General features: G+C 70.7%; 26 protein-coding genes. 9 read left to right on the top strand and 17 right to left on the bottom strand.

Going from position 1 to position 26,729, the window contains the following annotated elements:
• Positions 1-68 precede the first annotated feature (68 nt).
• Positions 69-1,574, bottom strand: a complete 1,506-nt coding sequence (gene glpK, locus QM621_RS06180) for a glycerol kinase GlpK (RefSeq protein ID WP_414989492.1) — start codon at positions 1,572-1,574, stop codon at positions 69-71.
• A 77-nt stretch (positions 1,575-1,651) separates the two neighbouring features.
• Between glpK and QM621_RS06185 the strand changes: the two genes are divergently transcribed.
• Positions 1,652-2,227 carry a hypothetical protein gene (locus tag QM621_RS06185; RefSeq protein WP_414989493.1) on the top strand — a complete coding sequence of 192 codons (576 nt, stop codon included), beginning with the start codon at positions 1,652-1,654 and terminating at the stop codon, positions 2,225-2,227.
• A 7-nt stretch (positions 2,228-2,234) separates the two neighbouring features.
• Here QM621_RS06185 and QM621_RS06190 read toward each other — a convergent pair whose 3' ends face one another.
• Positions 2,235-3,083 carry an SDR family oxidoreductase gene (locus tag QM621_RS06190; protein ID WP_414989494.1) on the bottom strand — a complete coding sequence of 283 codons (849 nt, stop codon included), beginning with the start codon at positions 3,081-3,083 and terminating at the stop codon, positions 2,235-2,237.
• Between the two features lie 129 nt (positions 3,084-3,212).
• Here QM621_RS06190 and QM621_RS06195 point away from each other — a divergent pair, with 129 nt between their 5' ends.
• Complete coding sequence (locus QM621_RS06195) at positions 3,213-5,072, top strand: hypothetical protein (protein ID WP_414989495.1); 1,860 nt, start codon at positions 3,213-3,215, stop codon at positions 5,070-5,072.
• A 7-nt stretch (positions 5,073-5,079) separates the two neighbouring features.
• Here QM621_RS06195 and QM621_RS06200 read toward each other — a convergent pair whose 3' ends face one another.
• From QM621_RS06200 to QM621_RS06220, 5 genes are read right to left on the bottom strand one after another with little or no spacing between them, the layout of a single operon-like run.
• Positions 5,080-5,808, bottom strand: coding sequence for a DsbA family protein (locus tag QM621_RS06200; protein ID WP_414989496.1), 729 nt, complete (start codon positions 5,806-5,808; stop codon positions 5,080-5,082).
• 48 nt (positions 5,809-5,856) lie between these two features.
• Entirely contained in the window at positions 5,857-7,992 is a 2,136-nt protein-coding gene (locus QM621_RS06205; RefSeq protein WP_414989497.1) for a M28 family peptidase, read from the bottom strand.
• Positions 7,976-8,743, bottom strand: coding sequence for an ABC transporter permease (locus QM621_RS06210; RefSeq protein WP_414989498.1), 768 nt, complete (start codon positions 8,741-8,743; stop codon positions 7,976-7,978). The genes QM621_RS06205 and QM621_RS06210 overlap by 17 nt, the downstream gene beginning before the upstream one ends.
• Positions 8,740-9,507 (bottom strand): ABC transporter permease, encoded by a 768-nt coding sequence (locus QM621_RS06215; protein WP_414989499.1) that lies wholly within the window; start codon positions 9,505-9,507, stop codon positions 8,740-8,742. The genes QM621_RS06210 and QM621_RS06215 overlap by 4 nt, the downstream gene beginning before the upstream one ends.
• On the bottom strand, positions 9,504-10,454 hold the full coding sequence (locus QM621_RS06220) for an ATP-binding cassette domain-containing protein (protein ID WP_414989500.1): 951 nt from the start codon (positions 10,452-10,454) through the stop codon (positions 9,504-9,506). The genes QM621_RS06215 and QM621_RS06220 overlap by 4 nt, the downstream gene beginning before the upstream one ends.
• A gap of 112 nt (positions 10,455-10,566) precedes the next feature.
• Here QM621_RS06220 and QM621_RS06225 point away from each other — a divergent pair, with 112 nt between their 5' ends.
• Positions 10,567-11,253, top strand: a complete 687-nt coding sequence (locus QM621_RS06225; RefSeq protein ID WP_414989501.1) for a helix-turn-helix domain-containing protein — start codon at positions 10,567-10,569, stop codon at positions 11,251-11,253.
• 138 nt (positions 11,254-11,391) lie between these two features.
• Positions 11,392-13,119: an AMP-dependent synthetase/ligase gene (locus tag QM621_RS06230; RefSeq protein ID WP_414989502.1), complete on the top strand. Its 1,728-nt coding sequence runs from the start codon at positions 11,392-11,394 to the stop codon at positions 13,117-13,119.
• Here the strand turns inward: QM621_RS06230 and QM621_RS06235 are convergent.
• The 3 genes from QM621_RS06235 to QM621_RS06245 all read right to left on the bottom strand — a co-directional run bounded on the left by QM621_RS06235 (position 13,086) and on the right by QM621_RS06245 (position 15,718).
• On the bottom strand, positions 13,086-14,312 hold the full coding sequence (locus QM621_RS06235; protein ID WP_414989503.1) for a hypothetical protein: 1,227 nt from the start codon (positions 14,310-14,312) through the stop codon (positions 13,086-13,088). The two genes, QM621_RS06230 and QM621_RS06235, sit on opposite strands and share 34 nt — an antisense overlap.
• Before the next feature lie 40 nt (positions 14,313-14,352).
• The gene (locus tag QM621_RS06240; RefSeq protein ID WP_414989504.1) at positions 14,353-15,261 is read right to left on the bottom strand and encodes an NlpC/P60 family protein; all 909 of its coding nucleotides are present in this window, start codon (positions 15,259-15,261) and stop codon (positions 14,353-14,355) included.
• A 226-nt stretch (positions 15,262-15,487) separates the two neighbouring features.
• The gene (locus QM621_RS06245; protein WP_414989505.1) at positions 15,488-15,718 is read right to left on the bottom strand and encodes a hypothetical protein; all 231 of its coding nucleotides are present in this window, start codon (positions 15,716-15,718) and stop codon (positions 15,488-15,490) included.
• Positions 15,719-15,840: 122 nt separating this feature from the next.
• On the opposite strand from QM621_RS06245, the gene QM621_RS06250 reads away from it, so the two are divergent.
• Positions 15,841-17,502, top strand: a complete 1,662-nt coding sequence (locus QM621_RS06250; protein WP_414989506.1) for a DEDD exonuclease domain-containing protein — start codon at positions 15,841-15,843, stop codon at positions 17,500-17,502.
• On the opposite strand, the gene QM621_RS06255 is transcribed toward QM621_RS06250, so the two are convergent.
• The 3 genes from QM621_RS06255 to QM621_RS06265 form a co-directional block, all read right to left on the bottom strand.
• Positions 17,503-17,679, bottom strand: coding sequence for an Lrp/AsnC ligand binding domain-containing protein (locus tag QM621_RS06255; protein WP_414989507.1), 177 nt, complete (start codon positions 17,677-17,679; stop codon positions 17,503-17,505).
• A gap of 94 nt (positions 17,680-17,773) precedes the next feature.
• A complete protein-coding gene (gene trpD, locus QM621_RS06260; protein WP_414989508.1) occupies positions 17,774-18,811 on the bottom strand; it encodes an anthranilate phosphoribosyltransferase in 1,038 nt (345 codons plus the stop codon).
• A complete protein-coding gene (locus QM621_RS06265; RefSeq protein WP_414989509.1) occupies positions 18,808-19,227 on the bottom strand; it encodes a hypothetical protein in 420 nt (139 codons plus the stop codon). The genes trpD and QM621_RS06265 overlap by 4 nt, the downstream gene beginning before the upstream one ends.
• Positions 19,228-19,311: 84 nt before the next feature.
• Here QM621_RS06265 and QM621_RS06270 point away from each other — a divergent pair, with 84 nt between their 5' ends.
• The 4 genes from QM621_RS06270 (at position 19,312) to QM621_RS06285 (ending at position 23,609) form a co-directional block, all read left to right on the top strand.
• Entirely contained in the window at positions 19,312-19,914 is a 603-nt protein-coding gene (locus QM621_RS06270) for a cytochrome c oxidase subunit 3 (protein WP_414989567.1), read from the top strand.
• Between the two features lie 79 nt (positions 19,915-19,993).
• Positions 19,994-20,836 (top strand): c-type cytochrome, encoded by an 843-nt coding sequence (locus QM621_RS06275; RefSeq protein WP_414989510.1) that lies wholly within the window; start codon positions 19,994-19,996, stop codon positions 20,834-20,836.
• Positions 20,833-21,903 (top strand): Rieske 2Fe-2S domain-containing protein, encoded by a 1,071-nt coding sequence (locus QM621_RS06280; RefSeq protein WP_414989511.1) that lies wholly within the window; start codon positions 20,833-20,835, stop codon positions 21,901-21,903. The genes QM621_RS06275 and QM621_RS06280 overlap by 4 nt, the downstream gene beginning before the upstream one ends.
• The gene (locus QM621_RS06285; protein WP_414989512.1) at positions 21,903-23,609 is read left to right on the top strand and encodes a cytochrome b; all 1,707 of its coding nucleotides are present in this window, start codon (positions 21,903-21,905) and stop codon (positions 23,607-23,609) included. Before QM621_RS06280 ends, QM621_RS06285 begins: the two co-directional genes overlap by 1 nt.
• 244 nt (positions 23,610-23,853) lie before the next feature.
• On the opposite strand, the gene QM621_RS06290 is transcribed toward QM621_RS06285, so the two are convergent.
• Genes QM621_RS06290 through sufC form a run of 4 tightly spaced genes read right to left on the bottom strand, consistent with a single transcriptional unit; the run spans position 23,854 to position 26,728 of the window.
• Positions 23,854-24,255, bottom strand: coding sequence for a metal-sulfur cluster assembly factor (locus tag QM621_RS06290; RefSeq protein ID WP_414989513.1), 402 nt, complete (start codon positions 24,253-24,255; stop codon positions 23,854-23,856).
• Positions 24,255-24,698 carry a Fe-S cluster assembly sulfur transfer protein SufU gene (gene sufU / locus QM621_RS06295; protein WP_414989514.1) on the bottom strand — a complete coding sequence of 148 codons (444 nt, stop codon included), beginning with the start codon at positions 24,696-24,698 and terminating at the stop codon, positions 24,255-24,257. The genes QM621_RS06290 and sufU overlap by 1 nt, the downstream gene beginning before the upstream one ends.
• Positions 24,699-24,716: 18 nt before the next feature.
• Positions 24,717-25,952 (bottom strand): cysteine desulfurase, encoded by a 1,236-nt coding sequence (locus tag QM621_RS06300; RefSeq protein WP_414989515.1) that lies wholly within the window; start codon positions 25,950-25,952, stop codon positions 24,717-24,719.
• Positions 25,952-26,728, bottom strand: a complete 777-nt coding sequence (gene sufC / locus QM621_RS06305) for a Fe-S cluster assembly ATPase SufC (protein ID WP_414989516.1) — start codon at positions 26,726-26,728, stop codon at positions 25,952-25,954. The genes QM621_RS06300 and sufC overlap by 1 nt, the downstream gene beginning before the upstream one ends.
• Position 26,729: the final 1 nt, after the last annotated feature.

The following is a 26,729-nucleotide window of genomic DNA, read 5'->3' on the forward strand; positions in this document are numbered from 1 at the left end:
TAGTCAACCAGCCTTTCGTCTGTCCTAGTCACCCGACACGGCCGGTCGGCGCAGGTCACACCGGTGATTCACACCCAGCCGTGGGTGCGCTCGACGGCTTTGGCCCACTGGGCGTGGCCGGCCTCGCGCTGGTCGTCGTCCCAGGTCGGCTGCCACTGCTTGCTCTCGGCCCAGTTCCGGACCAGTTCGGCGGTGTCGCTCCAGAAGCCGACGGCGAGCCCGGCGGCGTAGGCCGCGCCGAGCGCCGTGGTCTCGGTGACGACCGGCCGGCTGACCGCGACGCCGAGCACGTCGGCCTGGATCTGCATGCACAGGTCGTTGGCGGTGACGCCGCCGTCGACGCGCAGGATCGACAGGTCGAGGCCGGCGTCGACCGCCATCGCGTCGACGACGTCCTTGCTCTGGTAGCAGATCGCCTCGAGGGTGGCCCGTGCGATGTGGGCCTTGGTGTTGAACCGCGACAGACCGGCGATGACGCCGCGCGCGTCGGCCCGCCAGTGCGGCGCGAACAGGCCGGAGAAGGCGGGCACGAAGGCGACGCCGCCGTTGTCCTCGACGCTCGCGGCCAACGCCTCGGTCTCGGCGGCGTCGTCGATGATCCCGAGTTGGTCGCGCAGCCACTGGACCGCCGAGCCGGTGACGGCGATGGAGCCCTCCAGCGCGTACACGGCGGGCTGGTCGCCGAACTGGTAGCCGAGGGTGGTGAGCAGGCCGTGGGCGGACCGGACGATCTCGGTGCCCGTGTTGAGCACGAGGAAGTTGCCGGTGCCGTAGGTGTTCTTGAGCTGTCCGGGTTCGAAGCAGGCCTGGCCGACGAGCGCCGCGTGCTGGTCGCCCAGGTCGCCCGCGAGCGGCACCTCGCCGCCGAAGGGTCCATCGGTGCGGGTGTGGCCGTAGACCTCCGAGGAGGAGCGGATCTCCGGCAGCATCGCGCGCGGCACGTCGAAGACGGCCAGCAGCTCGTCGTCCCAGTCGAGCGTCTCCAGGTCCATGAGCATGGTGCGGCTGGCGTTGGTGACGTCGGTGAGGTGGCGTCCGCCGTCGGGGCCGCCGGTGAGCTGCCACAGCAGCCAGGTGTCAGTGGTGCCGAAGAGCGCGTCGCCGGCCTCGGCGGCCTCCCGCACGCCGTCGACGTTCCGCAGGATCCAGGCGATCTTGCCGCCGGAGAAGTACGCTGCGGGCGGCAGGCCGGCGCGATGGCGGATGAGGTCGCCGTGCGCGTCGTCGGCGGCCTGGGCGATGGCGGCGGTGCGGGTGTCCTGCCAGACGATCGCGTTCGTGTAGGGCTCGCCGGTGCGCCGGTCCCAGACGACGGTCGTCTCGCGCTGGTTGGTGACGCCGACGGCGGCGAGGTCGGCGTGGGTCAGACCTGCCTGGACGAGCGCCTCGCGCACGCACAGCTCGGTGTTGCGCCAGATCTCCGTCGGGTCGTGCTCGACCCATCCGGCCTGCGGCAGGATCTGCTCGTGCTCGACCTGGTGGCGGGCCACCTCGACGCCCGCGTGGTCGAAGACCATGAAGCGGGTGCTCGTGGTGCCTTGGTCGATCGCTCCGACGTACTGGGCCTGAGTCATGGGCGCCAGCCTAGAGGATTGGCTAGGCTCGTCGCTGTCTCGTGCGGACACGATTCGCCGCACAGTGAGGGGGAAGCATGCGTGCGGTGAGATGGTCGGCGGCGGCGCTGGTGGGCGTCTGCCTGGCCTCGGGATGTTCGGCGATCGACTCACGGCTCGACCGGATCTTCGGCGACCGCGAGAGCGAGTTCAGCCTGGGCGAGGAGGCGCGGGTCACGTTCCGGCTGGGGAGCCGGACCAAGAAACTCGACGTGAGCGTCACGCGGGTCGAGTCGGCGCCGGAGTTGCTGGACCGGCTGAAGTTCACCTCCGGGTACGAGCCCCGCGAGGCCTATCGGGTCACCTACACCGTGCGCGTGGACGAGCCGTTGACGGAGTGGAGCGATTTCGAGCTCGACTTCGCCGAACCCGGGAACCGCTGGGAGGCCGCGCCCGACTATGACAACCTCACCGAGGTCACGGACTACCAGAGCGACAACCGCGACGTGCTGGAGACCGAGTGCCCGCCGGCGGACATGGTCGCGTTGAGCGAGGAACTGGAGACGACGGGCTGCGTCGTCCTCACCTCCGAGGGCACGAAGCCCCTGGCGGAGGTGTCGATCGATCCGGTCCGACGCGGATTCCCCGGCGACTACACCTGGCACGTCGGCTGATCGGAGCTCACGCCAGGGCGCGCAAGGTGTCGATCAGCGGGGTGCTGGCGCGGCCGAGGACGCGCGAGAGCGTTCCGGGCGTGTCGGCCAGGGCTCCGGCGGCGATGTGCGCGTCGGTGGCGACGAGGAAGGAGATCGTCGCCTCGTCGAGGCCCTGCGCCCGCAGCTCCGTGGCGTGCTGCTCGGCGTCGACGTGCCACACCTGGACGGGCCGACCGACGATGGCGCCGAGCGTCTCGGCCAACTCCTCCTGCGTCCACGCGGCGTCGCCGGACAGCTCGTAGACCGGCTCGGGCGATTCGGTGGTGATGATCGTCGCGGCCGCCTCGGCGAGGTCGGCCCGCGAGGCGCTGGCGACCCGGCCGGTGCCCGCGCTGGTGAGCAGCAGGCCCGTCGACCGCGCGGCGGCGAGCGCCGACGCGTAGTTGTCGTGGTACCACCCGTTGCGCAGCAGCGTGTGGGCGATGCCGGAGGCCGCGAGCATCGCCTCGGTCGCGGCGTGCTCGGGCGCGACCAGCAGCGGCGAGCGGTCGGCGTGCAGCACGCTCGTGTAGGCGACGAAGCCGACGCCCGCGGCCTGCGCCGCCTCGACGACGTTGCGGTGCTGCCGAACCCGCTGGCCGACGTCGGAGCCCGAGACGAAGACGAGCCGGTCGACGCCCGCGAAGGCGGCGGTCAGGGCCACCGGGTCGTCGTAGTCGGCCAGACGCACGGGGATGCCGTGCTCGGCGTAGGGCGCGGCCTTGGCGGCGTCGCGTGCGACGGCGACGACCTCCGAGGCGGGGACCCGCTCCAGCAGGCGCGTGACGACGAGCGCGCCGAACTGTCCGGTGGCGCCGGTGATAGCGAAGGGCATGGTCGTCCTCTCGACGGTCTTCCCCACGTTAAGCCACCCTGACGGCCCCTCGGTCGACACCCCGAACGCCATGCGCCATCATGACAGTGACACTGCGAGTGTCACAGTTGCACTGACGAGAGGAAGACCGTGCTCACGACACAGTCCACCGAGCCCGCCGTCCGGCCCGCAGGCGGCGCCGACCTGAGCGAGATCGCCGTCGCCGTCGCCATCGTGGCCGTCGCCACCGCTCCCCTGCTCTGGGTCGTCTGGCGCGAACGCGTCCAGGGCCGTGGCGGCGAGCGCGGACTCGCCACGGCGATGTCGCGCCGGCTCGGCCTGCCCCGCTGGGCCGCCTGGCCGATGGTGCTCGGCGTCGTCGGTCTGCTGCTCGGCGGCTATGGCGTCTACTGGGACGTGCCGATCCACCTGCAGGACGGCCGCGACGAGGGGCCGCTGGCCAACCCGTCGCACTACTTCATCCTGTTCGGCATCCTCGGCTTCTTCGCCGCGGGCGTGCTCGCCATGACCTACCGCGACGACGCCGAGCCTCGCCGCACGCTGCGCCTCACCCGTCAGTGGCGCGCCCCGCTCGGCGCCTGCGTCATGGCGGCCTGCGGCTTCGTCTCGCTGCTCGGCTTCCCGCTGGACGACCTCTGGCACCGGCTCTACGGCCAAGACGTCACCGAGTGGGGGCCGACCCACATCCTCATGATCGGCGGCGCGGTCACCTACGGCTTCGGCCTCACACTGCTCTACGCCGAGGCGCGCCAGATCGGCGCGCGGGGCGCGTCGGGCGGCCGCGGCCGGTGGGTCATGGTGATCCTCCTGGGCCTGTGCAGCATCCCGTTCGCCTTCCTCATGGAGTTCGACATGGGCGTGCCGCAGTTCCCGGCGGTCACGCTGTTCATCATCACCGGACTGCTCTGCGGCTGGATCTTCGTCGCCTGCCGCCTGTGGTTCGGCCCCGGCGGCGCGCTGGTCGGCGGAGCGGCCTACATCTTGGTGCGCCTGGCGCTCATCGGGTTCATGCTGCCCTTCGGCCATGTGCTGATCGGCAGGTTCTCGCTGTTCCTGCCCTCAGCGATCATCGTGGAGCTCGTGGCGCTGGCGCTCGGCACCCGGCGCGTGCTGCGCTTCGCGCTCGTCTCCGGCGCGCTCGTCGGCAGCGTCGGCCTCTGCGCCGAATGGCTGTGGAGCAAAATCTTCATGCCGCTGCCACAGCCCTTCCCCGCCGACAGCCTGACCTTCCTGCTGCCCTTCGGCCTGCTCGCGGCCGTCGGCGGCGCGCTCATCGGCGCCTGGCACGTCGAGCAGGTGCGACGCGCCAGCGGCGACGACGCGGGCCTCGCCGCCCGCCGAACGACCTGGCGCGCACGGCACTGGCCGGTGGCGGTCGGCTGGGCCACCTTCGTCGCCCTGATGGCGGCCTTCGCCATGCCCGGCGGCGACGCCGACGTCAGCGCCCGGATCGACCTCGACAAGACGTGCGGCGGCCAGCCCGACTGCATGTCCGACGTCACCGTGACCTTCGACGATCCGGCCGAGGTCGAGGACGCGATCTGGCTCTACGCGCTGCACTGGCAAGGACGCCACACCACCGACGGGGCCGTGCCCCGCGACCCGTCGACCGACACGCCCGGCATCATGCGCGTGGCGCTGGAGCCGACCGGCGTGCCCGGCCAGTTCCGCACCGAGCACGCGCTGCCGTTCTACGGCGAGGGCAAGACGGCGCTGCGCCTGCATCTCGCGCCCCGGACCATGGTCGGCGCGCTGCTGTGGGCCCCCGACGACCCGGCGATCACGAGCGAGCGCGGGCGTCAGCAGCTGGTGGAGTCCGGCGAGTCCGTGAAGTTGGCCTACGAGCCGCACATCATGCAGCGCGAGCGCAAGACCGGCGTGCCGACCTGGCTCTGGGCGACCGGCTACGCCGTGGTCCTGTCGATCTGGCTGGCGATGTTCGCCTTTTTCGGCTGGTGCTACGCCTCCGCCGCCCGCCCGAAGGAGTGAGACTCACTCAGTCCTGGGCGTCGGCGACGGCGTCCTCCGCCTCGTCGACGACGTCGGCCGGGTCCGTGAGCATCTCGCCGTCGACGTAGACCGTCGGCGTGCCGGTGACCCCGCGGTCGACGCCGTCGTCCTTGGCGTCCTCGATCCGGTCGAAGTAGGTCTGGCCGTTCACGCAGTCGTCGATGCCGTCGAACTCCAACGACGCGGCGGCGGCGATCAGCTCGTCGTCCTCGGGACCGGGCGTGCCCTCGGCGGGCTGCCGGCTGAACAACAGGGCGTGGAACTGCGCGTAGGCCTCGGCTCCGTGCTCCTCGTACACGCAGATCGCGGCGTTGGTGGCGCGCTTGGAGTAGTCGTTGGGGCTGCCGCCCACATCGTCGAGGAAGGAGAAGGGGCGGTAGCGCAGCTCGATCTCGCCCGCCGCGACCATGTCGACCAGCTGCTCGCCGTATTCCTCCTCGAAGAGCGCGCAGTGAGGACACTGGAAGTCCTCGTACAACTCCACGACCACCGGCTCGTAGCCGGGCGCGACCTCGCCGCCGAGGTCGTCGGGGGTCAACGCGACGTGCCAGTCGTCCTCGAAGTCGGCGGGGTCGTCATCGTCGTCCTTCTCGACCGACTCCGAGGAGTCGTCGGAGGATGTCTCGTCGTGTTCGTCGTCGCCGCACGCGGCGAGGGCGAACAACGTCGCGAGAGCGGCGATGAGGGCGAGCAGTCGGCGACGGGCGTCGGTCACGGTGTCTCCTGGGTAGGTCGGCCGCGTCAGCGTAGCAACGACGGGCGCTCACAGGGTCAGCTCACGGCGGACTTCCAGCATGGGCCAGACGAGCGAGAGGCCTTCGGGCGGGACGGCCGGGCCGCGGGCCTCGGTCAGGTCGTAAGTCACGTCCACGACGGTCAGGTCGACCGGACCGTCGACGACCGCCTCGACCGTCACCGTCTGGCCGGGCTCCACCCCGTACAGCTCGACATGCGACAGCTCGCCGTCGGTCACGTCGGTCCCGTCCACCGAGACCTCCCGCAGCGAGTCGTCGGGCAGGGTGAGCTTCACGAACGGCGCGCCGCGCGGCGAGGAGATCCGCAGCGTGACCCGGTCGCCCTGTCGCGTCACGTCGACCTCGGGTCCGGGCAGGTCGCTGGCGTCGGTGAGACCGTCGAGCGAACGGCTCCACTCGTCGCCGCCAGTAGCCGACCACTCGATCCGCCCACGGTCGGCGTCGACCCGCGCGGTGACCTCTATCTGCGTCGGCTCGGCGCTGCGGAGATTCGCGGCGACTCCGGCGCCGATCAGGACGACGGCGAGCGCGGCGGCCACCGTCGCGGGCAGCCACGGCCGCCGCGCCTCGGTCTCCCGCTCGCGCGCGACCAGCGGCGCCGCGACCGCGAGGCCGACCACGACGAGCGCCGCGACGAGCCCACGAGCCGAGGCGACGCCGAACTGGCTCAGCAGGGCGAGCTTCGTGCCGCACATCCACGCCATCGGCGACAGCGCGACGAGCCGGACCACGGTCGACGTCGTCAGCCCGCCGACCGCCGCCACGACCACCGGCACGACCAGCCACACCGACAGTGCCGGGGAGACGACGGCGACCACCGCGACGACGACCGACGCCGCCAGCCCCGCGCCCACCGCCAGATCCGTCGCCCGCCGACGCCGTCGGAGCCACCAGCCGAGGAGCCCGGCCACCGCCACCGCGACGCACACCTCGGCGGCGATGAACGGACCGCAGTGGACGGGCTCGCTCAACATCGCCGACAGGCGCCCGTCGATCGCCGCCGCGATGCCGAGCCAGGCCAGCACGGAGACAGCGACGCCGAGCACCAGCGCCGCGAGGAACCCGCCGGCGCCGACGAGCACGCCACGCCACCGGACGTCCCGCCGCACGGCCGCCGCGCCGATCAGCGCCAGCGGGGCGGCGAGCCCGAGCAGTGTGACCAGGAGCGGCGGCAGGGCGACGATCCCCCACGGGGCCGTCGTCATCACGGGCCGCTCGGCAGTGCGGTCCTCCAGCGCGGCCAGGTCGGCGCCGGCCAGCGACCGGGCGACGGCGAGACTCAGGTCGCCGTAGTGCTGCAGCGTGGAGCGGTCGAGATGGTCGAGGTCGTCCTGCGGGCTGTGGTACGCCCACGATCCGCCGATCATCGCGAGGTCCATGCCCCACCAGCCGGCGGCGCGGTACTCGGTGAAGTCGGAGTCGTTCGGGACGACGGCGAACATGGCGTCGACGACCGACTCGGCCTGCGGCTCGGGCATCGCCGACAGCGCCTCGCCCACAGGTCCGGCGGTCCGCACCACGAGCGGACGCCCGGACACCCCGCGCGCCTCGTGGTTCAGCACGACGACCGGCTCGGCCAGGTGGTCGAGCCGGCCGGACCGCAGGAGTCCGTCGGCGCCGAGCATGCCGTCCTCCTCCCCGTCGACGAGCAGGACCACGAGGTCGTTGCGCAGGACGTCGTCGCCGAGCGCGCTGACGGACTCCAGGATCACCGCGAGGCCGACGCCGGGGTCGGCCGCTCCCGGCGTGCCCGCGACGGAGTCGACGTGGGTGGCGAGGACGACCGTGCCGGTGGGGTCGGTTCCGGGCCGGGTCGCGAGGAGGTTGCGGGTCAGGCCGACACGCGCGCGGCCCGCGTAGGGACCCTCGCCGACCAGAACGCCGACGGCCTCGGGCTCGGCGACCGTGAAGCCCTCGTCGGCCAGCTTCTCGGCGAGCAGCTCCCGGGCCCGCGTGTTCGCCTCCGTCCCGGCCGGTCGCGGCTCGGCGACGACCGGCGCGACCGCCTCGGCGGCCCGCGCGGCGCTGAACTCGTCGGACGGGACGTCGGCGGGGGCCGGGTCGCCGAGGCCCTGCGAGAAGTACCCCAGGAGGACGGCCGCCAGCACGAGCGCCGGACCTGTCCGTTCAACGACGCCGCGCATATCCCCTGACCGCCACGAGCCCGAACACCAGACTCAGGCCGACCGTCCAGGCCAGCACCGCGGTCACGTCGTCGGCCGCCGGTCCCCCATGGGCGAGCGACCGCATCGCCTGGCAGACGCGGGAGATCGGATTGGCCTCGGCGACCGGCCGCGCCCGGTCCGGCAGGTCGGCCGCCCGCACCATGCCGGTCGACAGGAAGGACGCGAGCAACATGAGCGCGCTCATGACCGAGCTCGCCGCCTCGGCCGACCCGGCCCAGCCCGCGACGGCCACCATGAGCCAGGTCAGCCCGACGCCGTAGAGCACCGGGACGAGGACGAACCCGAGAGCGCTGAGCGGCCCGTCGGTGAGCCGGAAGCCGATCACCACGCCGACGCCGGTGACCACGAGGACGCTGGCGAGGTTGCGGAGCGCGTCGGCCACGATGCGTCCGAGCAGCGGCGCGACCGGCGAGACCGGCAGCGTGCGGAGCCGGTCGTCGAAGCCGCCCGACCGGTCGGCCATCACCGCCAGCGCCGTCGAGACGCCGGAGAAGGTCACGCCCATCGTGACGAACACCGGCAGCGCGTAGTTCACATAGTCGGCGTGGGTCGCCCCCGGCAGCACCACCCCGCCGAGCGAGGCCGACATGAGCAGCAGCAACAGGATCGGGAAGGTGACCGACGCGCCCAGGGTCGCCGGCGAGCGCGACATGAGCCGCACTTCTCGCCCCGTCATGGTGAGGGTGTCGGTGAGGAGGTGTCCCGTCATCCGCGCCTCCCGACGACCCGCGCGGCCAGGACCGTGAACACCGCGAAGGCGCCGAGGATCCAGACCCAGGCGATCAGCACGGCGCGGGCCGGGTCGTCGACGCCGTCCGTCGACAGCGCCCGCAGCGCGTCGACGACCCGCGAGAACGGCTGGTGCTCGACCGCCGGACGCAGCCAGTCGGGGAAGGCCGACGCGGGCACGAACAAGGTGGAGACCAGCAGCAGCGGGTAGTAGGCGACGCCGCCGACCGACTGGACCGCCTCGACCGACCGCAGCGCGAAGCCGAGCACGAGGTAGCCCAGGCAGACTGCGGCGGCGGCGGCCAGCGCGGTCACGAGGAAGCCGAGCGTCGCCCACGACCCCCGCTGAAACCCGAAGCCGATCACCTGCCCCGCGCCGAGCGCGACCGCCAGGCTGAGACAGCAGCGCGTCAACTCGCCGCCGAGCAGTCCGAGCAGGGGCGCGGTCCGCGCGACCGGCAGCGAGCGGAGCCGGTCGACCATGCCCCCGGAGGCGTCCTCGGCGGCCCAGACCGCCGCCGACATCGCCGCGAAGAAGATCGACTGCACGACGATGGCGGGCACGAGGTGCTGGGCGTAGTCGACGCCGAGCCGGGCCATCGGCCGCGACAGGATCGTCAGGAACAGGACCGCGAACAGCAGCGGCAGCACCACCGCGCCGATCACCGACGCGGGACGTCGCGCCATGAGCCGCAGGTGCCGCCTCGTCAGCGTGGCGACGTCGCCGAGCAGGGCCGCCGTCATCCGACGGGCTCGCCGACGCGGGCGGCGGGCGCCGCGGTGAGGTCGAGGAACACGTCGTCGAGGGTGGGGCGGCGAAGGCCGATGTCGCTGACGGCGAGGCCGTGGGCGTCGAGCGCGCGCACCACCTCGACCAGCGTCTCGGCGCCGTCGGCGGGAACCGCGAGCTCGTCGCCCGTGCGGGCGACCGGCCATCGGCGGGCGAGCACCCGCTCGATCTCGGCCAGCGTCTCGCCGTCGGCCCGCAGGTGGCAGACCGCGCCGCCGACGCGCTCCTTCAACTCCGCGGCCGTCCCCTCGGCGACGACCCGCCCCTGGTCGATGACGACGACGCGGTCTGCCAGCTCCTCGGCCTCGGCGAGGTACTGGGTGGTGAGCACGATGGTCATGCCGTCGGCGCGCAGCCGCCGCACGGTGTCCCACAGGGCGTTGCGGCTGCGCGGGTCGAGGCCGGTGGTGGGCTCGTCGAGGAAGAGCACGCGGGGCCGTCCGACCATCGAGGCGGCCAGGTCGAGACGGCGGCGCATGCCGCCGGAGAACGTGCCGCTGCGCCGGCGGGCGGCATCGGCGAGGTCGAACTCGGCGAGCAGCGCGTCGGCCCGACGCGCCGCGCCCGCACGCCCGAGTTTGAGCAGTCGGCCGAACAGGATCAGGTTCTCGCGGGCGGTGAGGTTGGCGTCGAGGGCGGCGAACTGGCCGGCGAGCCCGATCCGGGACCGCACCGCCGGGGCATCACGGTCGACGTCGAACCCGTCGATCCGCGCCGTGCCCGCGTCGGCGCGCACGAGCGTGGCGAGCACGTTGATGGTCGTGGTCTTGCCCGCGCCGTTCGGACCGAGCACGCCCAGGATCTCCCCCGCGTCGGCGTGCAGGCTCAGTCCGCGCAGCGCCTCGACGTCGCCGAAGGACTTGCGCAGATCGACCGCTTCGACCATGTGTGGGGCACCCATGCTCGGCATCCTACGGACATGCTTGTCCGGTGAGGTCGATCAGCGTGTCCGATGGCCTACGCAGGGCTGCCTATTCACGAAAACGCGCCGACAGCAGTGGCAGGATGCCCCCATGCCCACGTGCCGCCACGACACCCACGAGCTCGCGTGGGCCAGCGAGGGAACCGCGACGCTGACCATCGAGGGCATCCCCTGGGTGGTGTCGCCGGAGTGCGCCGTGTGGATTCCGAAGGGCGTGCCGCACAAGGTCCCGGTGCTACGCAAGGCGATCGTCTTCCCGCTGTGGTTCGAGGACGACGCCCCCGCTCCCGACTGGGAGGCGACGACGGCGGTCTGGGTGAGTCAGGAGCTGCGCTCGCAGCTCATGCGCTACATCCAGTCGCGCTTCGGCTCGGGCGAGACCGAGTCGGCTGAACGCGACACGCTGCTGGGCATGCTGCCGTCGCACGCGCAGCACGAGCCGCAGCTGCCGACGCCGTCGGACCCGCGCGCCGCCTTCGTCGCCGAGCGCCTGTTGGCCGATCCGTCGGACGCGCGCAGCATCGAGGAGTGGGCCAAGGAGGTCGGCACGAGCAGCAAGACCTTGCAGCGCGCCTTCACTTCGACGACCGGCCTGAACTTCGTGGAGTGGCGTATGCGCGCCCGGCTGAGGGCGTCGCTGCCGCTGCTCGCCCAGGGCGTCCCGGTCTCGCAGATCGCCGAGCGGGTCGGCTACTCCAGCGCCCCCGGCTTCATCACGGCCTTCCGCCGTCAGTTCGGCCACACCCCCACCGCCCACGGCCAACCCGCCGAGGCCTGATACGACTGGAGAGCGTGGCGGCCGTCGCGGATGATCGCGGGGCCGAAGCACGGACGCGTGACAGGGTGATCCGCGAGTTCGCGCATCTCAGGACGGCCGCCCGTGCGCGGCACCGGCTTCAACGAGTAGCCTGCGGCTGTGAGCGTTGATCCTTACGACGGCGACCTGACCCTCGACCTTCTGGAGCGTCTCGACGATCCGGACTCCCCCGCGCTGGCGCGTCGCACCGCCGACGGCTGGACGACGGTGCCTGTCGGCGTGTTCCACCGCGAGGTGACCGCCGTGGCCAAGGGGTTGATCGCCAGCGGTGTCGAGCCGGGCGACCGGGTGGCCGTCGTCTCCAAGACACGCTATGAGTGGACGCTGCTCGACTACGCGATCTGGTGGGCCGGCGCGGTGACCGTGCCGGTGTACGAAAGCTCATCGACGGCCCAGATCGCCTGGATTCTCAGCGATTCCGGCGCGGTCGCCTGTGTCGCGGAGACGCCCGCTCACATCGAGAAAGTGAACGCCGCCAGCGCCGAGGCCCCCGATCTGCGGTCGGTGTGGTCGCTCGACGCCGCAGCGGTCAGCGCGCTCACCGCCGTCGGCGAGGAGATCTCCGACGAGGAGTTGGAGGCCCGCCGCGCCACGCTCACCAGCGACACCCCCGCCACCGTCATCTACACCTCCGGCACCACCGGCCGCCCCAAAGGATGCGTGCTCACCCACGGCAACTTCCGCGCCGAGCTCGCCGGGGCGCTGGAACGGCTGCCCGAGCTGTTCAAGGCCGAGAACGCCTCGACGCTTCTGTTCCTCCCGCTGGCGCACGTGTTCGCGCGCATCATCCAGATCGGCTGCCTGCGCTCGGGAGCTGTCTTGGCGCACACCGCCGACGTGAAAGACCTCACCACCCATCTGGGCGAGTTCCAGCCGACCTTCGTCCTCGGCGTCCCCCGCGTGTTCGAGAAGGTCTTCAACACCGCCAGCACGAGAGCGTGGGCCGACGGCAAGGGAAAGGCCTTCGACAAGGCGGTCTCCACCGCGATCAACGTCAGCCGGGCCGAGGCGAACGGACGCAAGCCGTCGGTGGCGCTGCGCGCGCAGCACAAGCTCTTCGACAAGCTGGTCTACGCCAAGCTGCGCGCGGCGCTCGGCGGACGGGTCGCCTGGGCCATCTCCGGCGGCGCCCCGCTCGGCGAGCGGCTGGCGCACTTCTACCGGGGCATCGGCATCACCGTCCTGGAGGGCTACGGCCTGACCGAGACCACCGCCGCGCTGACGGTCAACACGCCGCAAAACCATCGGGTCGGCACGGTCGGCCAGCCGTTCCCGCACACCGAGGTGCGGGTCGCCGCCGACGGCGAGCTGCAGTTCCGCGGACGTCAGGTGTTCACCGGGTACTGGAACAACGAGGGGGCCACCGCACAGGCGATCGACGCCGACGGCTGGTTCGCCACCGGCGACCTCGGCGACGTCGACGCCGACGGCTACGTCCGCATCACCGGGCGCAAGAAGGAGATCCTGGTGACCGCGGGCGGCAAGAACGTCGCCCCGGCCGTCCTCGAGGACCGCATGCGCTCGCATCCGGTCATCAGCCAGTGCCTCGTCGTCGGCGACGGCAAGCCGTTCATCGCCGCGCTCGTCACCATCGACCCCGAGGGCTGGAACGGTCCCCTCGACTCCCCCGAGCTGCGCGCCAAGGTCCAGGACGCCGTCAACGAGGCCAACACGCTCGTGTCACAAGCCGAGTCGATCCGCAAGTTCGTGATCCTCGACGAGGACTGGACCGAGGAGAACGGCTATCTGACGCCGTCGTTCAAGGTCAAACGCACTGCGGTCGTCCGCGACTTTCACGACACCGTCGAGGCGTTGTACGTCACGTAGTCGCGCCACTGCTCGGTGAGCTCGGCCGTGGAGGAGCCGATCGACGCCAAGGCGTCGTCGACGGTCGCGCCGTCGAGCACCTGGCGGTAGACCTCGCGCACCGCCTCGTCGCCGTATTGGTCGGCGAGCACGACCACGGCGAGCCAGGCCCCCTGATAGGCGGCGGTCCGCGCGTCGCCGACGAGATCGTCGGCCGTCGGCAGGGCCTCAGGGACCCCGTGCTCGGCCGCCCGGCTCAGCACCGCGTTCGCGGAGAGACCGAGCGGCGCCGTGTCCTCGTGGAGCGCGACCCAGTCGGCGAAGCCCTCGACCAGCCACGGCTCGGCCTCGGAGCCGACCGCGCCGGTCATCGCGTGCGTCAGCTCATGGGTGACCACGATCTGGCGGCCTCGTTCGTCCATCGAGGCGAACTCGTCGGGGTTGAGCACGACGGCCGACGGACCGACGCCGTCGAGCGTCGTCGCGACACCCGCCGTCGAGCCGAGGGCCTCGACCGACTGCCCCAGCAGCGCGGCGGTCTGCTCGGAGCTCTCCGGGACGACGAGCACGGCGGGGGCGCTCGCCCCGGTCAGCGTCGTCACCTGCCGGGCGGCGACACCGATCCAGGCGAGCGCCTGCTGGGCGTCGGCCCCGCCGAGACTGACCACGGTGACCGGACCGCTGTGGCCCACGGCCACCTCGTCGGCGAGCCACAACGGCATCGCCGACGCCCGCCGGCCCTGTCGAGGCTCGACGCCCGTGATGTCAACCTGGGCGGGATCTACCGTCGAAGGCACCACCCGCAACGTCAGTTCGACGGGGTCGACGGAGCTGTCGGCGTCGCGGCCGACACCGCCCTGCCACGCGACGGCGACCGAGGCCGAGTAGGTGCCGTCCTCGCGGTCGGGGGCCGCGCCGACGCTCACCAACTCGAACTCGATCACCTCGACATCCAGCACCTCACGCGCCCGCCAGGAACGGTCGGCGAACGCCTCGGCACCCGCTCCCGCGCCGAAGGCCGCCCGCCAGGCCGAGGCGTCGGCCGCCTCCTCGGCGGCGGCGAGTTGGCTCCGCAGCTGTTCGGCCAGCTCCGTGCTCTCCACGCTCTCCGCCGCCGAGCCCTCCTCCCACGGGCGTTGCCACCACAGCACGCCCGCTCCGAGAACGGCCAGCACCAGCAGCGCCACGAACGACGACGAGAGGCGACCACCCATGTGGAAGCCTCTCGCCGTCTGGGGAAGGATATGTCGGTACTCAGCCGATGCGGACCGCCTTGACGAAACGGCCGTACAGGCTCGTCACGCGGGTGCCGGCGGCGGGGTTGGCCGCCTCGGCGATCTGGCCGTTGCCGATGTACATGGCGACGTGCTGGTTGACGTTGGAGTAGAACACCAGATCGCCGGGCTGCAGCTGGTCCATCGAGATGGGGGTGCCCGCGGCGTACTGCGCGCCGGAGGTGCGCGGAATGCTGATGCCCGCCGACGCGTAGGCGGCCCAGACCAGGCCGGAGCAGTCGTAGGCGTCGGGTCCGGTGCCGCCGGCGCGGTAGGCCTTGCCGTGCTGAGCCGCGGCGAAACCGACCGCGCCGCCGCTGTAAGCACTGGGCGCGGCGGCGGGCATGACCTCCTCGACCGCCGGGTTGATGCGTTCGAACTCGGCGCGCTGCTCCGCGTCGAGGGAAGCGAGCTTGGCCTCGGCGTCCTCGAAGGCCGCGTCGACCTCGGCCTTCTTGGAGTCGGCCTCGGCCTTGTCGGCGTCAAGGCTGGCCTGGAGCTGGCGCAACTGATCCTGGCGGACCGCCAGGTCGTCGGCGACCTCGGCGAAGGAGTCCAACGCCTCGGCCTGGGTGGAGTTGAAGGCCTGGACCGCGCTGAGGCCCTCCAGGAAGGCATCCGGGTCCTCACTGGCGAGCAGACTCGCCGTCGGGCCGAGCGGGGAGTCGACGTGCTGCTGCGCGATGACCGAGCCCAGCACAGCGCGCTGCTCGTCGTAAGTGGCCTTCACCTCGGCGATCTCAGCGTCGATCCCGGCGATCTCGGCCTGCGTGGCCTCGATGTCGGAGTTGAGCTGGTTGACCTCTTCGTTGGCCGCCGTGGCGGCCTGGAAGGCCTGCTCCACCTGGGCGACCGCGTCGGCGCGGTCCGGCTCCGCCTGAGCGGCCACGCTCAGAAGTCCGCAGGTCAACGTCAGTGTGGCGACGCCGATCGCCATTCGTCGGGCAGGGCGGTGAGTGGAAGCCACGCACGTCTCCAGATCGTCGACACCGTGTGTTCGGGCATCTTCCCCACGCCCGTCCAGCACAGTGGTGGTCCGACGCCGATCAGGGGGATCAGCGTTCTCCGAACACACAACACCTTACTGTACGAGATCGCTCACAGTCCTCCAAATCTCAACCGACGTCAGCGCGTCGCTCAGGAGCCGACACGACGAGCCGCAGCGGCGGCACCAGTCCGCTGTCGGCCAGCGCGTCCAACGCCTGCCGCTCCTCGGCCGCGAGCTCGACGCCCGCGGGCGGAGCGCCGATCAAGACGGTGACGACGCAGTCGCCGCAGGCGGCGGGGCTGCGCACCACGCAGCGGTCGCAGTCGATCCGGACGGAATCATCACGGACAGTCCTCATGGGAGGCCTCCTCTGTCTCACTCGAATAGTGATCTGCGCCGACCGTAGGGCGGCCCACTGACACTTTCGAACACGCGCGCGACCAGCGAATCTGTCCGCCCCTCCCCTTACCGTCCTGTGCCATGACGACGGCCACCTGGCGACAGAGCGCCCTGGACGACCTCGGGCGACAGCTCCACGACGTCGTCTTCTGCGTGGTCGACCTGGAGACCACCGGCGGATCGCCCGCGGCCGGGTCGAAGATCACCGAGGTCGGCGCGGTCAAGGTGCGCGGCGGCGAGGTGCTCGGCGAGTTCCAGACGCTCGTCAACCCCGACGAGTCGATCCCGGCCTTCATCACCGTGCTCACCGGCATCACCGACGCCATGGTCGCCCCGGCCCCACGGATCGCCGAGGTGCTGCCGAGCTTCCTGGAGTTCGCCCGCGGCACGGTGCTGGTGGCTCATAACGCGCCGTTCGACACAGGTTTCCTGCGGCACGCCGCACGCGAGCTCGGCGTCCCGTGGCCGCGCTTCGAGGTGCTCGACACCGCCGTGCTGGCCCGGCGGCTGCTCCACAAAGACGAGGTCCGCAACGCCAAACTGTCCACCCTCGCGGCGTACGTCGGCGCCGAGACCACGCCGAACCACCGCGCGCTGGCCGACGCCCGCGCCACCGTCGACGTCCTGCACCACCTCATCGGGCGGCTCGGCTCGTTCGGCGTCCACTCGTTGGAGGAGACGCAGGACTTCACCCAGGCGGTCTCCGCGAAGCAGCGGCGCAAGCGCCATCTGGCCGACCACGTCCCCTCGGCGCCGGGGGTCTACCTGTTCCGCGACGCCCGCGACGAGGTGCTGTACGTCGGCACCTCACGCGACCTGCGCTCGCGGGTGCGGTCGTATTTCACCAAGGCCGAGACCCGCACCCGTATGGGCGAGATGATCAACCTCGCCCAGCGCGTCGAGGTGGTCGAGTGCGCCACCGCCTTGGAGGCGCAGGTACGCGAGCTACGGCTCATCGCCCGGCACCGACCGCCGTACAACCGTCGCTCCAAGTTCCCCGAGCGCACCACCTGGATCCGATTGACCGACGAGCCGTGGCCGCGTCTGTCGATCGTGAGTAAGACCACCGCTGAGGCCACCCACCTCGGCCCCTTCCGCGGACGGGCCGACGCCGTCGCCGCGCTCGACGCCCTCCACGAGGTCTTCTCGATCCGGCAGTGCTCGCAACGCCTCGGCCGGTCTCCTCGGTCCAGCCCCTGCGCGCTGGCGGAGATCGGCCGGTGCCTCTCCCCCTGCGATCAGTCGGTCGGGCCCGAGGAGTACGCGGCCGAGGCCGAGCGGGTGCGCGCGGCGGTCGTCGGCGATCCGGCCGTCGTGGCCGAGCGGCTCGAGGCGCGCATGCGGACCCTGTCCGACGCCGAGCGTTTCGAGGAGGCCGCCGCGGTCCGCGACCGCCTCACCTCGCTGGTGCGCGGCGTGGCACGTTTCCAGCGCCTCGCCGAGGTGAGCGATCAACCCGAGATCGTGGCCGCCTCTCCCCACCCGGAGGGCTGGCAGATGCACGTCGTCCGACACGGCCGACTCGCCGCGGCCGGCGTCCTCCCCCGCGGCCAGGCCTACGTGCCCTGGCTCGACCGGCTCCTGGCGGGCGCCGAGACCGTCCTGCCCGACCGGCCCGGCCCCGCCCCCGCCAGCACCGTCGAGGAGGTCGAGACCATCCGCCGCTGGCTCACCACCGACGGCGTCCGCCTCGTCCGCGGCCGCTGGTCCTCCCCCTACCCCAGCGCCCAGCGGAGGCTGTGATCAGAAACCGAGGTCGAGGGCGGCGTCGAGGTCGTGCTGGCTGTAGGCGCGGTAGGCGATCTGGGTCTGCGTGGAGTGGACGCCGGCGACCTTGTTGATCCCGTCGGCCACGGTGGTCGCGACGTCGTCGACGGCCCGCACCCGGACCATGGCGACGAGGTCGATCTCGCCGGTCACCGAGTAAACCTCGCTGACGCCCGGCACCCGAGGACGTCCTCGGCGATCCGCGACAGCTCGGCGACCTCGGCGCGGATGAAGACGATGGCGGTGATCATGGCGCCACCTCCTGTGTGGCGGCGGTCCACCGAGTCAGGACGTCACGCGCGGCGCCGGAGTCGATCGACTCCGCGGCGCGCTTCAGACCAGTGGCGAGTCGTTCGGCGAGCGAACCCTCCTCGGCCGCGTGCGCCGCCAGGCCGGCGGCGGCGTTGAGCAACACGGCGTCGCGAATCGGTCCGGTCTCGCCGTCGAGCACCCGGGTGAACACCTCGGCGTTGTGCGCGACGTCCCCGCCGCGCAGCGCGTCGACCGGGGCGATCTCGAGTCCGAGGTCACGGGGATCGAGCGTCGCCTCCTCGACCTCGCCGCCCTCGACCACCCAGACCCGCGAGGTGGTGGTGGTGGTCAGCTCGTCGAGGCCGTCGTCGCCCCGGAACACCAGCGCGTCGGCCCCCCGGTCGGCGAACACGCCCGCCATCAGCGGGGCCATGCGGGGGTCGGCGCAACCGACCGCCGACGCCTGCGCCGCCGCCGGGTTGGTCAGCGGGCCGAGGAAGTTGAAGACCGTCGGGATGCCCAGCTCCGCCCGCGTCGGGCCGACGTGGCGGAACGACGGGTGGAAGACCCGGGCGAAACAGAAGGTGATGCCCGCTGTGCCATAGACGTCGAGGACGCGCTCCGGCGCGACGTCGAGCCGCACGCCGAGCGCCTCGATGACGTCGGCCGAGCCGCTGGAGCTCGACGCCGACCGGTTGCCGTGCTTGACGACGCCCGCGCCCGCGCCCGCCGCGACGACCGACGCCATCGAGGAGATGTTGACGGTGTTGGCGCGGTCGCCGCCGGTGCCGACGATGTCGAGCACCCGGCCCGGCGCCTCCAACCGGATCGCCGACTCCAGCATCTGGTCGGCGAGCGCCTGCAACTCCACGCGCGTCTCGCCTTTCGTCCGCAGGCCGACCGCGAGCGCCGCGATGTGGGCGGGACTCGCCTCCCCGGCGAGGATCTCCCCCATCGCCCAGCGGACCTGTTCGGCGTCGAGATCGTCGCGACGGGTCAAGGTCTGCAGCACATCGGGCCAGGTGGGGGTCATCGGACCTGCTCTCGGGAGGAATGGAGGAGTCCGACGACGGTCTCGCCGAACTCCAGGGGGTCGATCGGATGGGAGACGACGGCGTCGGCACGCGACCACTGGGCGAGCCACGCGTCCTGAGGGCGACCGGTCACCACGACCACCGGCGGCGCGTGGAACACCTCGTCCTTGATCTGTCGCGCCACGCCGAGACCGCCGGCCGGAGCCGCCTCGCCGTCGAGCACGACCAGGTCGACCGGCCACCGGTCGCCACGGCTGTCGAACTCGCGCCAGAAGGCCGCCTCCGTCGCGATCTCAACGAATCCCAGGGCTGGAAGGTCAGGGTGAGGACGGGACCCGAGGGCGCGTGCCACCTCGGATCGGACGGCGCTGTCGTCGCTGTAAACAAGGACACGCAGGGGGCGGTCACTTCGCACAGTCGAATCGTACATAATGATCCCGTGGCGACTACTTCTGTGATTCCCGCGTCCCGACTCCACGGCCAGGAGGGCCGTCCGTCCATGGTGACGGTCGGCACCATCATCTGGCTGGCGAGCGACCTGCTGTTCTTCGCGGCGTTGTTCGCGGCGTACTTCACGGTCCGCAACGTCACCGGCGGCATGCCGCTGGACGACGGCACGACGCTGTGGGAGCACAGCACGTCGAAGCTGAACATCCCCTTCGCCTCGGCCAACACCACGATCCTGGTGCTGAGCTCCTTCACCTGCCAGTTCGGCGTGTTCGCCGCCGCGCGCGGCAAGGCGGGCCGCTCGGGCAAGATCTGGCAGGTCAATCAGTGGGGCATGCGCGAGTGGTTCGTCCTCTCGTTCATCATGGGCGCGATCTTCATCGGCGGCCAGGCCACCGAGTACGCCGAGCTCGTGCACCACGGCATCACCTTGTCCTCGTCGGCGTACGGGAGCCTCTTCTACCTGGCGACCGGCTTCCACGGCCTCCACGTCTGCGCAGGCCTCCTCGCCTTCCTGCTCGTCATCGGCCGCACCTTCGTCAGCCGCAAGTTCACCCACGAGCAGGCCATCAGCGCGATCGTCGTGTCGTACTACTGGCACTTCGTCGACGTGGTCTGGGTGGCGCTGTTCGCCTCCATCTACCTGCTCCGCTGAGCAAGGTTCACCTAAGTCTGAGTCCGCGCCCCCGCGCGGATAGTCTGGCGCTGTCCACAACACGGAATTGAGGTATCCGGTGCGTACCTTGTCGACCTGGCGGCGACACCCCCTGTCCGGCGTCTTTGTGATCCTCGGGGCGCTCGCCGTCGCGGCGGTTCTCTACATGGTCTTCGCCCCCAAGGGCGCGACGGCCGAGGAGTCCTCACTCGACGACATCGAAGCCGGTCGCGAGCTCTTCGTGATCGGCTGCGCGAGTTGCCACGGCCAGAACGCCGAAGGCGTCGTGACCAGCAGCGACGGCAACTACGGCCCCTCCTTGATCGGCGTCGGCGCGGCCGCCGTCGACTTCCAAGTCGGCACCGGCCGCATGCCGATGGCGCAGACCGCGCCGCAGGCGCCGCGCAAGAACGCCGAGTACACCGACGAGGAAGTCAGCCAGCTCTCGGCGTACATCGCCTCGCTCGGCCCCGGCCCGGCCATCCCCGCCGAGGAGAGCCTCGACTGGGAGAGCGCCACGACCGAGGAGGTCAGCCTCGGCGGCGAGTTCTTCCGCACCAACTGCACCGCCTGCCACAACTCGGTCGGCGCCGGCGGCGCGCTTCCCAACGGCCGTTACGCCCCCACGCTGCACGACGTCGAGGCCCAGCACATCTACGAGGCCATGCAGACCGGGCCCCAGCAGATGCCCGTCTTCTCCGACGACGTCGTGACCCCTGAGGACAAGCGCGCCATCATCGCCTACATCAAAGCGATGGAGACCCAGCCCAGCCACGGCGGCCTCGGCGGTGGCGGCATCGGCCCCGTCGCTGACGGCCTATTCATCTGGCTCTTCGGCATCGGCGGGCTCTGCGCCTTCGCGGTCTGGATCGCGGCGCACGGCACCCGGTCGTCCAAGAAGCCGAAGGGAGCACAAGAGTGAGCCAGGAAGTGGAGCACCAGACCGAGGGCGATGTGGCCGAGCCCATAGCCGACCCGGGCCTCCCGGAGCACCATTACCGCGTGACCGACGTCGACGAGGCGCAGTCACGGCGCACCGAACGACAGATCTCGGCGATGTTCGTGATCGCCTCGCTGTTGGCGGTCGGCTTCTTCGTCGCGTACTTCACCGTCGAGTTCGACACCACATTCCTCGGATGGTCCGCCCAGAACGTCGCCCTCGGCGGGACGCTGGGCGGCTCCCTGCTGCTGATCGGCCTCGGCATCATCCAGTGGGCGAAGAAGATCATGTCCGACCACGAGATGATCGAACTACGCCATCCCGCGAAGTCGTCCGACGACGACCGTGAGGCGGTCCTCGCCGATCTCAACGCCGGCATCCAAGAGTCGCAGATCGCACGCCGTCCACTGCTGCGCAACACGCTGCTCGGCTCGCTCGCGGCGCTCGCGCTGCCCGGCGCGGCGCTGCTGTGGGACCTCGGTCCGGTCCCCTACGGCCACAGCCAGACGGTGTGGCGCAAGGGCATGCGCGTCGTCAACGACGTCTCCGGCCTGCCGATGAAGCCCTCCGACCTGGAGGTCGGCCAGCTCGTCAACGCCGAGCCCGCCGCCTTCTTCCCCGGCCCCGACGGCGAGGAGGCCGAGGTCCACGGGCACGACCTGCTCGCCGCCAAGGCCAAGGCCGCCGTGATCGTGGTGCGCATGCGTCCCGAGGACATCACCCCGGAGAAGGGCAAGGAGAACTGGGGCGTCGACGGCATCCTGTGCTACTCGAAGATCTGCACCCACGTCGGCTGTCCGATCTCCTTGTGGGAGCAGCAGACCCACCATCTGCTGTGCCCCTGCCATCAGTCGACCTTCGACCTCGCCGACAACGGCAAAGCCGTCTTCGGCCCCGCCTACCGCCCGCTCCCCCAGTTGCCGCTCAAGATCGACTCGGAGGGCTATCTCGTGGCGCAGAGCGACTTCCCCGACATCGTCACGCCGAGCTATCCCGAGATCGCCCAGGACCAGAAAGATCTCGACGAGAAGAACGGGCGGAATAAGTGATGAGCACCGACACCTCCTACACCGACGTTCAGGACACCAAGCTCGGTCGGAAGGCCGCCGGTCCTGTCGAGTGGCTCGACGACCGCCTCGGCCTCGCCGGGGTGGCGCGCAAGAACATGCGCAAGATCTTCCCCGAGCACTGGTCGTTCATGCTCGGCGAGATCGCCCTGTGGAGCTTCGTCGTGCTCCTCGTCTCGGGCACCTTCCTGACCCTCTGGTTCCAGCCGAGCATGGCCGAGACGGTCTATCAGGGCGACTACCAGCCGCTCAACGGCATCGAGATGTCGCACGCCTACGCGTCGAGCCTCGACATCTCCTTCGAGATCCGCGGCGGCCTGCTCATGCGGCAGATCCATCACTGGGCGGCGGCGCTGTTCGTCGCAGCCATGATGATCCACATGATGCGCGTCTTCTTCACCGGCGCGTACCGCAAGCCGCGCGAAGTCAACTGGCTCATCGGCGTCGGCCTGCTGGTGCTCGGCATGGTCGAGGGCTTCGCGGGCTACTCGCTGCCCGACGACCTGCTCTCCGGAACGGGCCTGCGCTTCGTCAACGGCATGATCCGCTCGGTGCCGTTCATCGGCTCGTACGTCGAGTTCTTCGTCTTCGGCGGCGAGTTCCCCGGCGACGTGATCATCCCACGCCTGTACATGGCGCACATCCTGCTGATCCCGGCGCTGATCCTCGGCCTGATCGCCGCGCACATGCTGCTGCTCATCTACCACAAGCACACGCAGTGGCCTGGACCCGGCCGCACCAACGACAATGTCGTGGGCTACCCGATGCTCCCGGTGTACGCGGCCAAGGCCGGCGGCTTCTTCTTCGTCGTCTTCGGCTTCACCGCCTTGTTCAGCACCTTCATCCAGATCAACCCGGTGTGGACCTACGGCCCGTACAACCCGTCGGAGGTCACCGCTGGCTCCCAGCCTGACTGGTACATGGGCTTCTCGGAAGGCTTGGTCCGCATCATGCCGGGCGTCGAGTCGACGATCTTCGGCTGGACGTTCAGCTGGAACATCTTCGTCCCGGGCGTCGGCGGGCTCGGCCTGCTGTTCACCTCGCTGGCGCTGTGGCCGTTCATCGAGCGGTGGATCACCGGCGACGACCGCGAGCACCACCTGTTGGAGCGTCCGCGCGACAACCCGACGCGCACCGGCCTGGGCGCTGCGGGAATCACGGCCTACCTGGTGGGCTTGCTGGCCGGCGGCAACGACATCCTCGCGACCAAGTTCAGCCTCGACTTGTTCGCGTTGACCTGGATCTTCCGGTTCGGTTTCTTCCTCTTCCCGGTGATCGCCTTCCTCATCACGAAGCGCATCTGCATCGGTCTGCAGCATCGTTCCAACGACCTGGTGCTGCACGGTTACGAGACGGGCGTGATCGAACGCTCCCCGGAGGGCGGTTACAGCGAACGCCACGCACCGCTGCCGGTCGGCGAGCAGTACGCGATCACCGCCCGCGAGCGCACGCCTGAGCTGGAGGCGGCCGAGACCGTCGACGCCAACGGGGTGGAGGCTCCGAAGAAGCACCGCGCCAAGCTGCGTGCGAAGCTGCGGGACTTCTACTACTCCGGCGCGCTCGACAAGCCGACCGTCGACGACGTCCACCACGCCGAAGAGCACCTGGGTCACTTCGAGGGCCATCCCAACGAGTTGGGCGAGGACTTCCAGGGCGTCTCTGACGCAGGCGTCCCGAAGGTCCACTGAGGCCCAGGGCCCCACAGAGCGACCCGCGTATCGAAGAAGGGTGGCCACTCCCCCGGGAGTGGCCACCCTTCGGCGTCTCTCTGCCCTTCTTCCCGCTCGTAAGATTCTGCATCGCCGGGGAGAGAGTTTCGTCCCATCGGACGTGTCTTCGCTACTCGGTCAAGCCACAGCTGCGGGCTGGAATCCGCGTGAGAACGTCTACAAAACAGCTCAACCCGAAGGGCCGTGCCTCGGGGACCGACGACTAACCGATGTTGAAGCCCAGTGCGCGGAGCATCTCGCGACCGTCGTCGGTGATCTTGTCCGGGCCCCACGGCGGCATCCAGACCCAGTCGATGCGGAACTCGTTGACGATGCCGTCGAGCGCCGAACGGGTCTGGTCCTCGATGACGTCGGTCAGCGGGCAGGCCGCCGAGGTGAGCGTCATCTGCAGCACGAGGTTGCTGTGCTCGTCGACGTGGGCTCCGTAGACGAGGCCGAGGTCGACGACGTTGATGCCCAGCTCGGGGTCCACGACGTCCTTCATCGCCTCGATGACGTCCTCCTGGGTCGCCGCCGCGCTGGGAGCGCTCGGCGCGGCCGTGTCGACCTCGGGGAAGTCGGAATGATCGACCACCTGTTCGGGGGCCTCAGTCTGCTCGCTCATCACACGTCCTTCCCCGCGGCTTGCGCCACGGCGTCTTTGAAAGCCATCCACGACAGCAGCGCGCACTTGACCCGCGCCGGGAACTGCGCGACCCCGGCGAAGGCGATGCCGTCCTCCAACACGTCCTCGTCGGGCTCCATCTGGCCCTTGCCCTGCATCAACTCCTGGAAGGCCTCCAGGGTGGTCATCGCCTCGTCGACGCTCTGCCCGACGACCAGGTCGTTGAGCACCGACGCCGACGCCTGGCTGATCGAACAGCCCTCGGCCGCGTACGACACGTCGCGCACGCTGTCGCCGTCGAGGTGCACCCGCAGGGTGATCTCGTCGCCGCAGGTCGGGTTGACGTGGTGCACCTCGGCGTCGCCGCCGTCGCGCAGGCCCGCGCCGTGCGGGTGCTTGTAATGGTCGAGGATGATCTCTTGGTAGAGGGCGTCCACGTTCATCGCGCTACTCATTGATGTTCACGCTCCGAAGTACTTCTTGGTGTGCCAGAGGGCGTCGATCAGCGCGTCGACCTCGGCCTCGGTCGTGTACAGGTAGAACGAGGCACGGGTGGTCGACTGCACGCCGAAGCAGGCGTGCGCAGGCTTGGCGCAGTGGTGTCCGGCGCGCACCGCGACGCCCCTGCTGTCGAGCAGTTGGGCGACGTCGTGCGGGTGGACGCCGTCGAGGGTGAAGCTGATCGCTCCCCCACGCTCGACCGCCTCTTTCGGACCGACGACCGTCAGACCGTCGACCTCCGCCATGCGGCCGAGCGCGTACGCGGTGATCGCCTGCTCGTGCGCGGCGATGTTCTCCATGCCGAGCGCGCTCAGATAGTCGACGGCCGCGCCGAGGCCGACCGACTGCGCGATCGGCGGGGTGCCCGCCTCGAAACGGTGCGGCGGCGCGGCGAAGGTCGAGCCCTCCATCGACACCGTCTCGATCATCTCGCCGCCGCCGAGGAACGGGGGCAACGAGGCGAGCAGGTCGTAGCGGCCCCACAGCACGCCGATGCCGGTCGGGCCGACCATCTTGTGCCCGGTGAAGGCCACGAAGTCCGCGCCGAGCGACCCCAGACTCATCGCGAAGTGCGGGGCGGCCTGCGAGGCGTCGACCACGACCAGCGCGCCGACCTCTTTGGCCCGCGCGATCACGTCGGCGACCGGATTGATCGTGCCGAGCATGTTGGAGACCCAGGTGACCGAGACGACCTTGGTCCGCTCGGTGATCGGGTCGTCCTCCAGGTCGAGACGGCCCTCCGGCGTCACGCCGTACCAGCGCAGCGTCGCGCCGGAGCGCTCGGCGAGCAACTGCCACGGGACGATGTTGGAGTGGTGCTCCATCTGGCTGATGACGATCTCGTCACCGGCGCCCACCGTGCCAGCGTCGCCGAGCACCCGCGCCACGAGGTTGAGCGCCTCGGAGGCGTTCTTCGTGAAGATGACTTCCTCACGACGCGGCGCGCCGATGAACTCCGCCACCTTCGTGCGACCCAGCTCGAAGGCCTCGCTGGCCTCCGCGCCGAGCTGGTGCATCGCCCGCGCGACGTTGGCGTTGTGCGCCAAGTAATGCGCGTCGATGGCGTCGACGACCTGGCGCGGCTTCTGCGAGGTGTTGGCGCTGTCGAGGTAGACCAGCGGCAGGTCCCCGGCCAGACGCCGCCGCAGGATCGGGAAGTCCTCCCGCACCCGCGCGACGTCGAAGCTGGCGCTCATCAGAGCGCCGCGGCCTTCACGTACTTGTCGTAGCCGTCGACCTCGAGCTGCTCGGCGAGCTCCTTGCCGCCGGTCTCGGCCAGACGGCCCGCGACGAACACATGCACGTAGTCGGGCTCGATGTACTTGAGGATGCGCGTGTAGTGGGTGATGAGCAGCACGCCGCGGTCGCCCTGGGCGCTGTAGCGGTTGACACCCTCGGAGACGATGCGCAGCGCGTCGATGTCGAGGCCGGAGTCGGTCTCGTCGAGGATCGCGAACTTCGGGTTGAGCAGCTCCAGCTGGGCGATCTCGTGGCGCTTCTTCTCGCCGCCGGAGAAGCCCTCGTTGACGCTGCGCTGCGCGAAGGACGGGTCGAGGGTGACCCGCTCCAGCGCGGCGTTGACGTCCTTGACCCAGGTGCGCAGCTTCGGGGCCTCGCCGTCGATGGCGGTCTTGGCGGTGCGCAGGAAGTTCGCGACCGACACGCCCGGCACCTCGACCGGGTACTGCATCGCCAGGAAGAGGCCGGCGCGGGCGCGCTCGTCGACGCTCAGCTCCAGCACGTTCTCGCCGTCCAGCAGCACCTCGCCGTCGGTGACGGTGTACTTCGGGTGGCCGGCGATGGAGTAGGCGAGCGTGGACTTGCCCGAGCCGTTCGGGCCCATGATCGCGTGGACCTCGCCGGACTTGATCGTCAGGTCGACGCCGCGCAGGATCTCCTTCTCGCCCTCCGAGCCATTGTTGTCAGATGCCGTGACCGAGACGTGCAGGTTCTTGATCTCGAGAGTGGTCATG

This window comes from Aeromicrobium sp. (assembly GCF_047606445.1).
In the GTDB taxonomy this organism is placed as follows: domain Bacteria; phylum Actinomycetota; class Actinomycetes; order Propionibacteriales; family Nocardioidaceae; genus Aeromicrobium.

Bases quoted from the DNA above. Each gene is read 5' to 3' on its own strand.
- glpK (WP_414989492.1), bottom strand. From the start codon at position 1,574: ATGACTCAGGCCCAGTACGTCGGAGCGATCGACCAAGGCACCACGAGC.
- QM621_RS06185 (WP_414989493.1), top strand. From the start codon at position 1,652: ATGCGTGCGGTGAGATGGTCGGCGGCGGCGCTGGTGGGCGTCTGCCTG.
- QM621_RS06190 (WP_414989494.1), bottom strand. From the start codon at position 3,083: ATGCCCTTCGCTATCACCGGCGCCACCGGACAGTTCGGCGCGCTCGTC.
- QM621_RS06205 (WP_414989497.1), bottom strand. From the start codon at position 7,992: ATGCGCGGCGTCGTTGAACGGACAGGTCCGGCGCTCGTGCTGGCGGCC.
- QM621_RS06210 (WP_414989498.1), bottom strand. From the start codon at position 8,743: ATGACGGGACACCTCCTCACCGACACCCTCACCATGACGGGGCGAGAA.
- QM621_RS06215 (WP_414989499.1), bottom strand. From the start codon at position 9,507: ATGACGGCGGCCCTGCTCGGCGACGTCGCCACGCTGACGAGGCGGCAC.
- QM621_RS06220 (WP_414989500.1), bottom strand. From the start codon at position 10,454: ATGGGTGCCCCACACATGGTCGAAGCGGTCGATCTGCGCAAGTCCTTC.
- QM621_RS06225 (WP_414989501.1), top strand. From the start codon at position 10,567: ATGCCCACGTGCCGCCACGACACCCACGAGCTCGCGTGGGCCAGCGAG.
- QM621_RS06235 (WP_414989503.1), bottom strand. From the start codon at position 14,312: ATGGGTGGTCGCCTCTCGTCGTCGTTCGTGGCGCTGCTGGTGCTGGCC.
- QM621_RS06245 (WP_414989505.1), bottom strand. From the start codon at position 15,718: ATGAGGACTGTCCGTGATGATTCCGTCCGGATCGACTGCGACCGCTGC.
- QM621_RS06250 (WP_414989506.1), top strand. From the start codon at position 15,841: ATGACGACGGCCACCTGGCGACAGAGCGCCCTGGACGACCTCGGGCGA.
- trpD (WP_414989508.1), bottom strand. From the start codon at position 18,811: ATGACCCCCACCTGGCCCGATGTGCTGCAGACCTTGACCCGTCGCGAC.
- QM621_RS06270 (WP_414989567.1), top strand. From the start codon at position 19,312: ATGGTGACGGTCGGCACCATCATCTGGCTGGCGAGCGACCTGCTGTTC.
- QM621_RS06285 (WP_414989512.1), top strand. From the start codon at position 21,903: ATGAGCACCGACACCTCCTACACCGACGTTCAGGACACCAAGCTCGGT.
- QM621_RS06290 (WP_414989513.1), bottom strand. From the start codon at position 24,255: ATGAGCGAGCAGACTGAGGCCCCCGAACAGGTGGTCGATCATTCCGAC.
- sufU (WP_414989514.1), bottom strand. From the start codon at position 24,698: ATGAACGTGGACGCCCTCTACCAAGAGATCATCCTCGACCATTACAAG.
- QM621_RS06300 (WP_414989515.1), bottom strand. From the start codon at position 25,952: ATGAGCGCCAGCTTCGACGTCGCGCGGGTGCGGGAGGACTTCCCGATC.
- sufC (WP_414989516.1), bottom strand. From the start codon at position 26,728: ATGACCACTCTCGAGATCAAGAACCTGCACGTCTCGGTCACGGCATCT.